We start from the raw sequence: 13122 nt of genomic DNA, 5'->3' as shown, positions 1-13122 counted from the left end.
GCCATGCGCGCCGTCATCCACCACGAGTTCGGTGAGCCCTCCGAGGTCCTGACCGTCGAAGACGTTGCCCTTCCCGAGCCCGGCGAGGGCGAGGTGCGGATCCGCACCCTCCTGTCGCCGATCCACAATCACGACCTCTGGACCATCCGCGGCACCTACGGCTTCAAGCCGGAGCTCCCGGCCCGCGCCGGCACCGAAGCCGTCGGCGTCATCGATGCGCTGGGCGAGGGAGTCGAACGTTTCCAGGTCGGACAGCGAGTGGCGTCGGGCGGCAGCTTCGGAGCCTGGGCCGAGTTCTTCGTCGCCAAGGCGGCCGGACTCATCCCGGTGAGTGACGACATCCCCGACGAGGTCGCCGCGCAGCTCGTCTCGATGCCGTTCAGTGCGATCAGCCTGCTCGAGACCCTCGCGCTCTCGGAGGGCGACTGGCTCGTGCAGAACGCGGCCAACGGAGCCGTCGGTCGACTCGTGGCGCAGCTCGCCGCCGCGCGCGGCGTCAACGTCGTGGGGCTGGTCCGTCGCGCCGCCGGCATCGACGAACTCGCCGCGCTCGGCATCGGCAACGTCGTCGCGACCGACGCCGACGGCTGGGTCGCGCAGGTGCGGTCGATCGTCGGTGACGCCCCGATCCGCGTCGGCGTCGACTCCGTCGGTGGGCGCGCGAGCGGCGAGGTCCTGTCGCTCCTGGCGGAGGGCGGCACGCTCGTGGTGTTCGGGGCGATGCAGTCGCCGGTCATGGAGCTCGCCTCGGGCGACGTCATCTTCAAGCAGGCGACCGTCAAGGGTTTCTGGGGAAGCCCGGTCAACGCCGCCATGCCCCGAGAGCAGCGTCGCGCCCTGTTCGGAGAACTCGTGAGCAGGATCCAGGACGGCTCGCTCACCCTGCCGGTCGAGGCCACCTACACCTTCGACGAGGCGCGGGCCGCGAGTGCCGCGAACTTCGAGCCCGGCCGCTCCGGCAAGATCCTGCTCCGCCCGTGATCACTGCCGGGTCCGGGCTGGTCAGCGAGGTCGGTACGTCGCGGCCGCGGGGCAGTCGAACGGATCGCCGCCGGCCGCGAGACCGACCCGGTTCAGGTACCGCACGATGATCCGCCACGAATCGATGATGTTCGTCTCGACGTAGGGGATCTGCTCCGCGGCGCAGTGCTCTCGCACCAGGAGCCGCGCGTGCCGCAGGTTCGGCCGCGCCATGTTCGGGAACAGGTGGTGCTCGACCTGGTAGTTCAGCCCGCCCATGGCCATGTTCATGACCGGACCGCCGGTCACGTTGCGCGAGGTCAGCACCTGCTTCGACAGGAAGTCGACCCGCGACCCCTCGGGGATGATCGGCATGCCCTTGTGGTTCGGCGCGAACGACGCGCCCATGTAGAGACCGAAGACGGCGAACTGCACGCCGATGAAGGCCCAGGCCATACCGAACGGCAAGAACCAGAAGATCACGCCGAGGTAGATGGCGAACCGGATCGTGATCATGGTGATCTCCGAGGACCGCTTGTCGACCTTGCCGCGTCCGAACACCGTCTTGTACGAGGTGTAGTGCAGGTTGAGACCTTCGAGAAGAAGAATCGGGAAGAACGCGTAACCCTGTCGTCTCGCGAACCAGCTCAGGAAGCCGGTCTTGTTCGCGGCATCCTGCTCGGTGAACGACACCGGCCCGGGTGCGATGTCGGGGTCCTTGCCGATCGTGTTCGGGTTGCCGTGGTGGCGGGTGTGCTTGCTCATCCACCACGCGTAGCTCATGCCGACCACGGCGGACGCGAGGACGCGTCCGAAGCGCTCGCTGCGGGGGCCCGACTCGAACACCTGGCGGTGCGCCGTCTCGTGAGCGAGGAACGCGTACTGGGTGAAGATGACGCCGAGTCCGGCGGCTATGAGCAACTGGAACCAGGAGTCGCCCAGGAGCGCCGAGCCGGTGACCGCGGCAGCGAGGCACGCCGTGATGACGGCGAAGACGGCGATGTAGAAGCCCGTGCGTCGGCGGAGGAGCCCGGCATCGCGGACGGTGCCGAGGAGCAGGTTGTAGGTGCTCGTCGGCTTGGCGGTGGATCCCGGCGTGGTCGACCGGAAACCGGCGGGCAGTTCGGCGCTGTTGCGAACCCGGACCGGGATCGGCGCGGGTGCGGGCGCAGGTTCCGGCGAGACCAGGGGCCTCGGGGAGAGAAGAGAAGACATCGTGACCTTGTTCCGTCGGATGGGTGCCGCGGTGGAACGAGTACGAGTCGCTGTGTGCCGGGGCCGGGAGCAGCCGGGGACTAGGGCAACTACCTCACCGTAGAGCCCTCGCGCCACTTCGGGCGCCGATCTCGACGCATTGGCAGCCCGGGCTCGCGTTTCGGACGGCTCTCGCTCAGCCAACGTTCGGCCGTCCGCCGGCGCGAATGTAAAGCGCCCTTGACACGAGGAGCGATGTCAAGCAGGCTTGTCATATGGACAGCGAGATCAGGCGGCTCCGAGCCGAACACGACCTGTCGCAGGCAGACCTTGCCCGGCTCGTCGGCGTCTCGCGTCAAACCATCAACGCAATCGAGACGGGGCGATACGACCCGTCTCTGACCCTGGCGGCCCGCTTGGCACGTCACTTCGGCAAGGCAATCGAGGAGGTCTTCCATGTCCAGGATTCATAGTCGTTTCGCGATCCGGCCCATCAACGTCGTCGTGATCGCCGTCTTCGGGGTCTCGGCCGTCACCGTGCTCATCGGCGGCCAGCTCTTCACCGGCCTCTACCTGGCGGTCGCGACGGTCTACCTCTACGGTGCGATGCTCTACGCCCGGCGCGGCGACTCGTCCGAGGTGCAGCGGGTCAACGCCCTCGAATACCGAGACGAAAGGGATCGCATGATTGCGCGCAACGGATTCTCCGTCGTCGGGGCCGCGGCGCTGGCTCTCGCGGCGGTGCAGATCCTCGTCGCGAGCGTCTGGGTCCACGAGATCGTCCTGCTGGCTGCCGCGTGGCTGCTGGCGCTCTGCATCGTCTGGGGTGTCGCCAATTCCGTGTCCGCGCGCCGGGGCTGACACATCGGCATGCTCGCTCGGCCGCCGCGCGTGCAACGCTAGGGGCATGGATCTGGAGGTGTCGCCCGCGCTGACGATTCCCGCATCCGAACTCGGCTGGCGGTTCTCGCGGTCCTCCGGGCCGGGCGGCCAGCACGTCAACACCTCGGACAGCCGGGTTCAGCTCTCCTGGGACGTCGCCGAGTCGCCGGCACTCTCCGACGACCAGCGGATGATCCTGCTCGCGCGCCTCGCCCGCCGCCTCGTCGACGGGGTGCTCACCGTCTCGGCGTCCGAGCAGCGGTCGCAGCTCCGCAACCGCGAAATCGCCCTGACGAAGCTCGCCGGGCTGGTGGCCGCGGGCCTCGCTCCGGAGGCCCCCGGGCGTCGCGCGACCAAGCGCACGCGAGGCTCGGACCGCCGACGCCTCGCCGCCAAGGGAGAGCGGTCGGAGACCAAACGGCAGCGCCGGCGGCCGCCCGCCGAATAGCGCCGTCGTCGTCGTCGCGGCGCGACTAGCATCTCGGGCGAAGACGCACGACGGATCCTCCGTGGTGCGGTGGGAGTCCGACGAAGGAGTGCTCATGCCCGGCCGGTTCGTGTACTGGATGAACGTCTCGCTCGATCTCTTCATCGAACGTGAAAAGGGCGAACACGACGATCTCAGCGGCCCCGACTGGATCCGCCTCGATGAGCCCCTTCACCTCGAATTCAATTCCCGGGCGCGCGCCCTGTCGATGATGGTCCAGGGCCGCGTCGTGTTCGACATGATGGACCCGTTCTGGCCCGACGCCCGGACCGATCAGTCGCTGCCCGGCTTCGCCCGCGAGTACGGCGAGATCTGGACGGACATGCCCAAGGTGCTGGTGTCCCGAACCCGGTCGGCGGCGGAACACAACACCCGGATCATCGGCGGGGACGACGACGCCATCGAGCAGCTCGCCGCGCTGCGCCGAGACAGCGCAGGAGACATCGGCGTCGGGGGTGCCACCCTTGCGACCCAGCTGCTCGGGGCGCACCTGCTCGACGAACTCCTGCTCTTCACGCACCCGGTCGTCCTCGGCGCGGGCCGTCCGCTCTTCGACGAGCTGGCCGAGCCCCTCCAGCTCGACCTCCTCGAGCAGCAGACGTTCAGCCAGGGCGTGACGCTCCACCGCTATGCGGTGCGGGGTGCTGTCTGATCGCTCGCGCCGACGCGCTGCTGTCTCCCCTCCACCGCCTCCCTCCTCCCGAAATCGAAGGGGATTCTCGATCCTGCCCGCGGTTCATGGGCCCGCAGGGGCCGCCCGGCGAAAATCCCCTTCGATTTCGGGAGGGGAGGGAGGGGTGCAGGGAGGTGGCGGGGGAGAGGCACAAGCCGCGCCGCATCCTCCACGCGGCGCGCGAACGTCATCCGAATGATCGATGCGGCCCGTTCCCGACCGCTGCTGGACTCGTCGCGATGACGAACCTCACGGGCAGTGCCCCACGATCAGGACGACTGCGGCGCCGGGTCGGCGTGCTGCTTCGCGGCGGGATCCTGCTGATCGTCGGCGTCGTCCTCGTGGCGCTGACCGTGAACGGGACCCTGTGGCCCAATCGGTGGTTCGCGCACAGGTACCCGGTCCGCGGTATCGATGTGTCGGCCTACCAGGGCAGGATCGACTGGCCGCTGGTGGCCCGGCAGGAGGTCTCGTTCGCGTACATCAAGGCGACGGAGGGTTCCTCGTACACGGACGCCCGATTCGCGCGCAACTGGAAAAGCGTCCACGAGACGGGCATCACCGCGGGGGCGTACCACTTCCTCAGCCTCGACAGTCCGGCGGCGCAGCAGGCCGACCACCTCTTCGACACCGTCGCGCTGCGCCCAGGCGACCTCCCCATCGCGATCGACGTCGAGTGCTACGGGCGCTACTGCGCACATCCGCCGCCGGTCGCGAAGGTGAGAAAGATGGTTCGCGAACTGGTCGTCGCGGTGGCAGCGCACTACGGCACCGCACCCGTGCTCTATGCGACCGCAGGCTGGAACAAGCGGTATCTCCAGGCGGCGTTTCCGCGCAACCCGCTGTGGATCCGGTCGATTTTGTCCCCGCCGTTCCTGACCGCCTCGGGGCGATGGACGCTGTGGCAGTGGTCCGATCGCGAGGGGGTCCACCTCGACGGGCACGGGACGGCGCGTGTCGACGCGGACGTCTTCGGCGGCGACGTCAGCGAGTTCCGCCGCCTGCTGGGCTGAGGAGGGCGCTCGCCGGGGTCGCGCGATTCTGCGTCGGTGTCCCGAAGGGCGAGGATGGAGCACATGCTTGTCGAAAACGAGAAGAGGGTGCTCGACGCCGCCGTCGAGGTCGCCGCGACGTCGTTGCACGGAGATCCGACGCACACCGTGGCGTCCGCCGCCATGGACACCCTGGGCAGGATCCACACCGGCGTCAACGTCTCCCACTTCAACGGGGGCCCCTGTGCCGAGCTGGTGACGCTCGGCGCTGCCGCCGCCGCCGGCCCGGAACGCCTGGTCACCATCGTGGCAGTGGGGGATCGAGGTCGAGGCGTCATCCCTCCGTGCGGTCGCTGCCGCCAGGTGCTGCTCGATCTGCATCCCGACGTGTTCGTCATCGTGCCGACGGCCGATGGTCCCGACAGCGTGCCGATCCGCGAACTCCTGCCGCACGAATACCGGTATCCCGACAGCAGCGTCGCCCGGCTGGTCCGATTCGACAGCCGCTACTACGACGACATCGTGGCCGGCCGGAAGACGGCCACGCTCCGCTACCGCGATCCGATCGACGTCGGCCCCGTCCTGCTCGTCTTCGAAGACGCCGACGGGTTCCGCACCCTCCCGGCACGTGTCGATCGGGTCGAGGACCGCCGCGTCGACGAGCTCACGCAGGCGGACGCCGTTCTCGAGAACGCCCCGTCGCCGGACCTCCTCCGGGCAGGCCTACGGCGGCACTACCCCGGCCTCCCGGACGACGCGCTCGTGCAGCAGGTCGCGTTCCGTCTGGAGCAGTGACCTGCCCCGAGAAGACCCGGCTCGGACCCACCGGATCAGCCGACGCCCTTGGTGCGGAGGAAGGCCATCGGATCGGTGGCGATGCCGCCGCGCCGGACCTCGAAGTGCAGGTGGCAGCCCGTCGAGACGCCGGCGTTTCCGACACCGGCGATGTTCTGCCCCTCGGACACGCGCTGGCCGGCGCGCACGTAGATGCCGCTGGGGAACACGTGGCCGTAGGCGCTCGTGACGCCGTTTCCGTGATCGATGATGATCAGGTTGCCGTAGCCGCCGTAGGCGCCGGCGTAGGTCACCGTCCCGGCCGATGTCGCGTAGATCGGGGTGCCGCAGCCGGCGCTGAAGTCGGCGCCGGCGTGCAATTTGTACGTGTGGTACACGGGGTGCATGCGGTAGCCGTAGGCCTGGTAGAAGCTGTACGACGTGATCGGCCGGGTCCAGCCGTTGGCCGAGGAGGAGCCGCCTCCCGAGCCTCCGCCGGTGGAGGGGACTGGCGGCGAGGGGCGCGCCGGAGTCACGGGATTGGCCGCGGCGGCACGTCGACGCTCGGCTTCCGCGGCGGCGGCTGCCTGCCGGATCTTCTCGACGCGCGCCGCCTCGGCGGCCGCGGCCGCGGCTCGGGCGGCGACACCCTCCTGGTACCCCTCTTCGATCGACAGGGCGTCGTTTCGCAGGGTCGCGAGCTGCGCCTGCATCACGCCGAGGTTGCTGCGCTCGGCGTCCTCGGCGGCAGCAGCGGCCCGGCTCGCCGAGGTCGCCTCTTCGAGGGCGGCGGCTGCCGCTTTCGACTGCTTCTGGCGGGCTTCCTTCGCGACCTTGGCCTGGTTCGACGTGGACGTGACGACACGGGCGGCCTGCACGGCGTCGTCCTGGAGGCGGGCCACCTTCCGGCCGACCTGGTTCGACAGGCCGAGGCCTCGCAGGATCTCGCCCGGGTCGCCCTCTCCGGAGAGCAGGGTCACGGTGGGGCTTCCGGCACCCGGCTTGGCGAGAGAAGCTGCTACCTGACCCACGGTCTCGGCCGAGCGCTTGGCCTCGGTCCGGGCGTCGTCGAGCTCTCGGGCGAGCTTGTCGTAGGCGCCGCTGGCGTCGTCCAGGGCATCCTGCGCCTTCTGATAGTCGGCGCCGCTCTTCTCGGCGCGGGCGGCGGCAGCCGAGGTGGCCTGCTGAAGCTGCGAGATCGCGCCGGTCAGCCGTGAGATCTGCCCCTGCTTGGCCGATTCGCTGCTGCGCGCGGCCTCGACCTCATCCCAGGTGGGGAACCCGTCGGCCTCGGCGGGAACGGCGATGAGAGCGGGAAGAGCGATGGCGAGGGCCAGCGCGATCGTCGCGAATCGCTTCCGTGCGCGCAGCGGTTCGGTCGTCGGTTCGATCGGAGGCATCGATCGAGACTGTCACATCCGTCACATCTTTCACAGTGGTTTCACGAAACTCGTCGGCCGAAACGCCCGGATGCACCCGAACGGGGGCGGCCCGGCCACCTCGAGCACGGCGGAGGGCGGTCGCCTCAGAGAGCGTCGGCATCTCGGAAACCCCGGAGGAACTCCGCGTCGCGCTCGTACGCCGCAGCGTCGTCGCGAAGGTGCGGCTTGCCGAGCTCCACGGACTTTCGAACCGACAGCTCGGCCAGGTCGACGAGCCGGATGATCGCGACTCGCAGGACGTCGTTCCAGCTCGCGTCGGATCCGTAGGACGTAAGTAGCAGGTCGACCCGGCGGCGGGCGTCGTCCATGCTCGGAGCGCCATCGGGCGTCGCCTCCGTGAGCGGGGCGATCCTGGTCGCGAGGTAGGCGATGTCCCAGAGGCGGGGGCCGGGAGAGCACTGGTCGAAGTCGATGGCTCCGACGAACACGGCGTCGGCGAAAGCGAGATTGTGGGGTGCGAAATCGTTGTGGCAGATGACTTCCGCCGGGATCTTGGCCGGGGACTGCCAGACGGCCCCGTCGAGGGCGAACCCGACGCTCGCGTCGTGGAGCGCCCGAAGTCGGCGCGCAGCTTCCACGAGGACCGAGTCGGCCCAGACCCACGCCGGAAGAGGGTAGAGAGGCACGTCGCCGTCGACGAAGGTGAGCCGTTCACGACCGGCTTCGATGCCGACGGGGCGCGGCGCCCAGTCGATCCCCGCGAGGGCGAGGTGGTCGAGGTAGCGGTGGACCGTCGGCGTCCACGGGCCGGCGGTGCGGAGGACGGTGTCGCCGCTCCGCTCGACCGCGTTCATGTTCCCGCCGGGAAGGAGTCCGTCCATCCTGACAGCTTAGGAACACCCGTCGTGAGATCGCGACGCGCTCGGACGTCGCGCCGCCCTCGAGCAGGATTGCGACGCTAGAGGCCGACAGGCCCTACGCACCGACGGCCGTCTCCTCCTCCTCTTCGAGCGACTCGTTCTCGGCGTCGCGGATGTGCTCGTCGACCCGGTCGCGGGGCAGCCGCATGCGCATCGCGAGGTAGTAGACGGCGACCGTGACGACGATGTTGATCAGGAACACCCAGTTGAACAGGCTCGGGTGAGTCGCAGGATCGAAGAAGTAGCTGATCAGCGCCATCGCCGCGAACCACGGAAGGACCCACACGGCTCCCGCCTTGAACTCGAGCAGCGGCCGGTTGGCCTTCCGTCGTCCCGAGAGCTGGAAGACGACGAGGAGGACGTAGCCGATCAGGATCGTGACGAAGAGCTTCGAGTTCGTGGACCAGCCGCCCCAGTAGATGATCATGTTCGCCGCGTAGAAGGCCAGCAGCGGGATCGCGTCGCCGCCGGGCAGCCGGAACGGGCGCTCGCGTTCGGGCATCTCGCGCCGCAGCGCCCCGAGCACGAGCGGCCCCACGCCGAACGAGATGACGGTCGCACTCGTGATGAACCCGACGAGCTGCTGCCAGCTCGGGAACGGCAGGAGCAGGAAGAGTCCCGCCACGAACGTGACGACCAGGCCCCAGTACGGAACTCCGAACTTGTTGTTCGTCGAGAGCCACGCGGGAGCGTTGCCGTTCTTGCCGAGCGCGTAGGACACCCGAGAGGCGATGGTCGTGTAGACCAGCCCGGTGTCCGCGGGCGAGATGATCGCGTCGAGATACAGCAGCGCGGCGAGCCAGCCGAGGCCGGCGATCGTCGAGATGGCCGCCAGGGGTCCGAAGTCGTTCGTGAAGGTCAGCTTCTCCCAGCCGCCTGATTTGCCGAGCAGCGCGGCGGGAACGCCGAGCGTGAAGGCCACCTGCAGGAGCGCGTAGATCACCGACGTGATGAGCACCGAGCCGATGACCGCGATCGGAATGTTTCGCGACGGGTTCTTGCTCTCGCCGGCCAGCTCGATCCCCTGTCGGAAGCCGAGGAACGAGAAGGTGATCCCCGCGGTCGAGATGGCGACGAAGATGCCCTGGAAACCACCGGGCGCGAACCCGTGCGACGTGAAGTTGGAGGGGCTTCCCATCCGGGTGGTGCTCAGGGCCGTGAAGAGGAACACCACGATGACCAGCAGGATCACGCCGAGCTTCCACCACACCAGCACGTTGTTGATCTGGGTGAACAGGCGGACTCCGAAGTAGTTGACGACGACGAAGAGGGCCAGGAGCAGGGCCGCCACGACGAAGCCGAGCGGTGTCAGGACGTGCACCGTGTCGCCGTTGACCGTCTTGGCCGACGTGAACCCGGCGAACTTCGTCGCGTAGGTGAGCGCACCCTCGACTTCGATCGCCGGCACCGCGACGGTCGAGATCCACGTGATGAAGCCGAGCGAATAGCTCGTGAAGGATCCCCAGACGAGATGTGGATACCGCACGACGCCGCCGGAGATCGGGAACATCGGCCCGAGCTCCGCGTAGGTCAGGGCGATCAGCAGGATCATGACACCCGCGATCAGCCAGGAGAACAGCGCTGCCGGCCCCGCGATCGCAGACGCGTTGAACGCGCCGAACAGCCAGCCCGATCCGATGATCGACCCGATCGCCGCGAACAGCAGCCCGACCACGCCGACGTGCCGCTTCAACTTCACGGTGCCACCGGATTTCGAACCCTCATTGGTTGAACTCATCCGCCCCGTCTACTACATCCGCGGGATCCCCGCCCGGAGCGGAAGGCTCTATCCCCGAGACGACTATCGTCGGATGCCATGGCGCCGTCGTCGATCACCGCTGTTCTGCAGCCGCAGGTCGGCGATGCCGAGGCTGCCTCCCTGGCGGCCGTTCTGGCTGCCCTCACCGAGGGGGCGCGCCGTGTGCTGGGCGACGGCCTCGTCGGCGTCTACCTCACCGGCTCGTTCGCCATCGACGCCGGCGACGAGGCGAGCGACGTCGACTTCCTGGTGGTGTCGGATCACGACCTGACCGGAACGGAAGAGGCGTCGGCGCGCGAGGTGCACGCGATCCTGCCCGATCGGAGCGAGCACTGGGCGCGCCACCTCGAAGGCAGTTGGGTCTCGGCGCACGCGCTGGGCGACGCCGTCGGCGCGCACGACGCGTGGCTGTACGTCGACAATGGGAGCTCCGCGATGGAACGCTCGCGCCACGACGACACGTGGAATTCGAGATGGCTGCTGCGCGAGGCCGCCGTCCCGCTGACCGGCCCTCCCGCGCATCGCCTCGTCCCGCCCGTGGATCCGGCGGCGCTCCGGGCCGAGGCCGCCGAGCAGGCCGGCGTCAGAGCGGCCTGGATCCGCGGGGAGCCCGAGGCGCTCCACGACGGCTGGGCCCAGCCTTACGTCGTGCTGACTCACTGCCGGCTGCTCTGGGCGGCGACCTTCGGCACCGTCGCGAGCAAGGGCGAAGCGGCGGCCTGGGTTCGCGACCAGGTGGCTCCGTCGGAATTCCAGGATCTCGTCACCGTCGCGATCCTGCATCGGCGCTCGCCCTTCGATCCTGCGACGAACCGTGCGGATCCGGCCCTCGCCGACCTGACCGCCGCTTTCGTCCGGTGGGCCACCCGGGAGGTGCGACGGAGGGCGTCGGTGGCCGCCTAGCGGACGGCGATGCCCCCGAGCACGGTGTCGAGGTAGTCGTCGGCGCGCTCGGGCCTGGCGGAGCTCAGCCGTCGCGGCGGTCAGGCCTGAAGCTCAGCCAGGAACCGCTGGACGCGGTCGACGGCGAGATCCGTAGCGCCCTCGTCGTACGAGGGCAGCGAGCTGTCGGTGAAGAGGTGCGCGTCGCCGGGGTAGGTGAACACCTCGGCGAGCGGAGTGCCGGCAGCCGCGACGAGCTCGCGGGCCGCCTCGAGGTCTCCCTCGAGGGCGAAGAACTCGTCGTGGTCCATTCCGTGCACCTGGACGGGCAGCGACTCGGGCCACGGGCCGAAGGCCCACTCGCCGGTGATCGGGAAGCACGCCTCGAAGAACACGGCGCCGCGCGCCCCGGGCGGGTCTGCGCAAGGCGCTGCGCCTGCGAGACGCCCCACGAGACGCCCGCGTAGACCAGCGCACCGGGGAGATCGGCCACGGCCTCGTCCGCCTGCCGCCGCACCGCATCGGCGTCGAGCGACTGCAGGAACGCGAACCCCTCCTCCAGCTCGGCGAACGTCTGGCCGCCGAAGAGGTCTGGGGTGTGCACCGTGTGCCCCGCGTCCGCGAGGCGGCCGGCGAGGGCGGTCACGCCGGGCGTCAGACCTTGCACGTGGTGGAAGAGGACGACTTCGGCCATGGGACAGGGCTCCATTCGTCGGACGATGATTGAGCGTACCGAGACTCTAAAACGGTCCATGTGTGTCGTTCAACAGCCGAATCCCTGATTACGACCTCGGGGAGCAGAAGGTCGTCACCAACGCGGCGGCTCACGAGGCGCCGGCGAACCCGCTGAGAAGCCGACTGATCGAACTCGTACTCGAACGGGCGGCCGCCGTGACCGAGATGGCTGCCGCCGTCGGCCGACCGAAAAAAACCGTGGCTCATCACGTGCAGGTGATTGTCGCTGCGCGGCTGCTCCGGGTCGTGTGGACTCGCCGCGTGCGCGCGATCGAGGAGCGCTGCTACGGCCGTGTCGCCCGCACCATTTCCATCGGGGCGCTGACCACTTCATCCGACAAGCGCGCCGTTCTGCCCATCAACGGGCTCTCCGAGGCTGCGGCCGAGGCGGAACACGCTCACGCCAACGACGAACGGCGTTGCCTCCTCGTACGCGCGCGCGTCCCCGCCGAGTACGTGCGCGAGTTCTGGCTCGAGGTTCAGGCCCTCGCGCGTCAGTTCGGCCAGATCCCCCGAGGCGGAGGCCGCGTCTACGGCTTCGCGGCCGGCCTGTACCCGACGGAGGTTCCGACACTCGCGCCCGTCGCCGAAGAGGCCTGAGCCGACGGACCTCGGGGCGCGATACTGCGCCCCTCAGCATCGGTTCGCGAGCACCTTCACCACGTCGGTGCCCCGGTAATGAGCCAGCGTGCGGGAGAACGAGAATCTGAATGTGCATTGTCATGTCACGTCGTCTTGGGCGTGTGGGAGGGCTGGTGGAGCCCCAGGTGCACGTGGTGGGTGCGGCCATTGTCTCTCTCGACGCGAAGTGGTCTCCTTAGAGCGTGACTTTCTTCGAGCCGGATCCGGCGATACCCGACGTTGAGGCAGACGAGCCAGAGCGCGACCCGAGGTCGGAGCCCGCCTTCGACGAATTAGCTGCAATAGCACCGATCAACGCTCTGCTGGCAGCCAACGAGCACGTTGCAATCGCGCTCGCGGCCGTGCGGGTCTTCAGCGATGGGGTGGAATTTTCGTTGGAGCGCAGAATGCGCCGACACGGCATGAGTCGAGCGGACTTTCGGCGCCTCACCGAAGAACGCCGGATCATGTCCGACGATGAAGCACGTGCCTCCCGGCTGCGGTACGGAGTTCTCCTCGCTGACGGTCAGCGCCTGACGGGCAACCGGCCACGGTTTCAGGAAGTCGAAGACGCAGCCTTGTCCACGGATCAGCACAGCCTGGTGACGATAGGCGGAAGCGATGGTGGATCGGATTCACGCTACGCGCACCGCGATGGTCTCTGGCTGCATCCGCTTCCGCCAGCGGGTCCGATTGAGCTCGTTACACAATGGCCATTCGCGGGCATCGAAGAGAGTCGCGTGCAGATTGACGCCGATCTCATTCTCACCGTCGTGCCGCACGTGAGGCACCTCTGGGGCGGCTAGAACGGACTCGGAAGACCAGAAACGGACCGGGGGCTGGAAAGAAACCGATTGACGA

General features: G+C 68.7%; 15 protein-coding genes. 10 read left to right on the top strand and 5 right to left on the bottom strand.

Going from position 1 to position 13122, the window contains the following annotated elements:
• Positions 1-3: 3 nt before the first annotated feature.
• On the top strand, positions 4-981 hold the full coding sequence (locus QUE79_RS02565; protein WP_286345292.1) for a zinc-binding dehydrogenase: 978 nt from the start codon (positions 4-6) through the stop codon (positions 979-981).
• 21 nt (positions 982-1002) lie between these two features.
• On the opposite strand, the gene QUE79_RS02560 is transcribed toward QUE79_RS02565, so the two are convergent.
• Positions 1003-2175 carry a fatty acid desaturase family protein gene (locus tag QUE79_RS02560; RefSeq protein WP_286345291.1) on the bottom strand — a complete coding sequence of 391 codons (1173 nt, stop codon included), beginning with the start codon at positions 2173-2175 and terminating at the stop codon, positions 1003-1005.
• Between the two features lie 254 nt (positions 2176-2429).
• On the opposite strand from QUE79_RS02560, the gene QUE79_RS02555 reads away from it, so the two are divergent.
• The 6 genes from QUE79_RS02555 to QUE79_RS02530 all read left to right on the top strand — a co-directional run bounded on the left by QUE79_RS02555 (position 2430) and on the right by QUE79_RS02530 (position 5983).
• Positions 2430-2627 (top strand): helix-turn-helix transcriptional regulator, encoded by a 198-nt coding sequence (locus tag QUE79_RS02555; protein WP_286345290.1) that lies wholly within the window; start codon positions 2430-2432, stop codon positions 2625-2627.
• Complete coding sequence (locus QUE79_RS02550; RefSeq protein ID WP_286345289.1) at positions 2611-3015, top strand: hypothetical protein; 405 nt, start codon at positions 2611-2613, stop codon at positions 3013-3015. The genes QUE79_RS02555 and QUE79_RS02550 overlap by 17 nt, the downstream gene beginning before the upstream one ends.
• 46 nt (positions 3016-3061) lie before the next feature.
• A complete protein-coding gene (gene arfB, locus QUE79_RS02545; RefSeq protein ID WP_286345288.1) occupies positions 3062-3484 on the top strand; it encodes an alternative ribosome rescue aminoacyl-tRNA hydrolase ArfB in 423 nt (140 codons plus the stop codon).
• A gap of 94 nt (positions 3485-3578) precedes the next feature.
• The gene (locus tag QUE79_RS02540; RefSeq protein WP_286345287.1) at positions 3579-4175 is read left to right on the top strand and encodes a dihydrofolate reductase family protein; all 597 of its coding nucleotides are present in this window, start codon (positions 3579-3581) and stop codon (positions 4173-4175) included.
• Between the two features lie 260 nt (positions 4176-4435).
• Positions 4436-5209 (top strand): GH25 family lysozyme, encoded by a 774-nt coding sequence (locus QUE79_RS02535; protein WP_286345286.1) that lies wholly within the window; start codon positions 4436-4438, stop codon positions 5207-5209.
• Positions 5210-5272: 63 nt separating this feature from the next.
• Complete coding sequence (locus QUE79_RS02530) at positions 5273-5983, top strand: ASCH domain-containing protein (protein ID WP_286345285.1); 711 nt, start codon at positions 5273-5275, stop codon at positions 5981-5983.
• Between the two features lie 35 nt (positions 5984-6018).
• On the opposite strand, the gene QUE79_RS02525 is transcribed toward QUE79_RS02530, so the two are convergent.
• The 3 genes from QUE79_RS02525 to QUE79_RS02515 form a co-directional block, all read right to left on the bottom strand.
• Positions 6019-7362 (bottom strand): M23 family metallopeptidase, encoded by a 1344-nt coding sequence (locus tag QUE79_RS02525; RefSeq protein WP_286345284.1) that lies wholly within the window; start codon positions 7360-7362, stop codon positions 6019-6021.
• 125 nt (positions 7363-7487) lie between these two features.
• Complete coding sequence (locus QUE79_RS02520; protein WP_286345283.1) at positions 7488-8225, bottom strand: phosphotransferase; 738 nt, start codon at positions 8223-8225, stop codon at positions 7488-7490.
• Between the two features lie 94 nt (positions 8226-8319).
• Positions 8320-10002, bottom strand: coding sequence for an APC family permease (locus QUE79_RS02515; RefSeq protein WP_286345282.1), 1683 nt, complete (start codon positions 10000-10002; stop codon positions 8320-8322).
• A gap of 78 nt (positions 10003-10080) precedes the next feature.
• Here QUE79_RS02515 and QUE79_RS02510 point away from each other — a divergent pair, with 78 nt between their 5' ends.
• Positions 10081-10926: an aminoglycoside adenylyltransferase domain-containing protein gene (locus QUE79_RS02510; protein ID WP_286345281.1), complete on the top strand. Its 846-nt coding sequence runs from the start codon at positions 10081-10083 to the stop codon at positions 10924-10926.
• A gap of 80 nt (positions 10927-11006) precedes the next feature.
• Here QUE79_RS02510 and QUE79_RS02505 read toward each other — a convergent pair whose 3' ends face one another.
• Positions 11007-11300, bottom strand: a complete 294-nt coding sequence (locus tag QUE79_RS02505) for a dienelactone hydrolase family protein (RefSeq protein WP_286345280.1) — start codon at positions 11298-11300, stop codon at positions 11007-11009.
• Positions 11301-11661: 361 nt separating this feature from the next.
• On the opposite strand from QUE79_RS02505, the gene QUE79_RS02500 reads away from it, so the two are divergent.
• Together QUE79_RS02500 and QUE79_RS02495 are read left to right on the top strand one after the other, a co-directional pair.
• Positions 11662-12240, top strand: a complete 579-nt coding sequence (locus tag QUE79_RS02500; protein WP_286345279.1) for a helix-turn-helix domain-containing protein — start codon at positions 11662-11664, stop codon at positions 12238-12240.
• A 224-nt stretch (positions 12241-12464) separates the two neighbouring features.
• Positions 12465-13067 (top strand): hypothetical protein, encoded by a 603-nt coding sequence (locus QUE79_RS02495; RefSeq protein WP_286345278.1) that lies wholly within the window; start codon positions 12465-12467, stop codon positions 13065-13067.
• Positions 13068-13122 lie beyond the last annotated feature (55 nt).

The organism is Frondihabitans sucicola (genome assembly GCF_030296615.1).
In the GTDB taxonomy this organism is placed as follows: domain Bacteria; phylum Actinomycetota; class Actinomycetes; order Actinomycetales; family Microbacteriaceae; genus Frondihabitans; species Frondihabitans sucicola.
The sequence above is the reverse complement of the archived record's forward strand: the minus strand, read 5'-3'. Positions and strand labels throughout refer to the sequence as shown.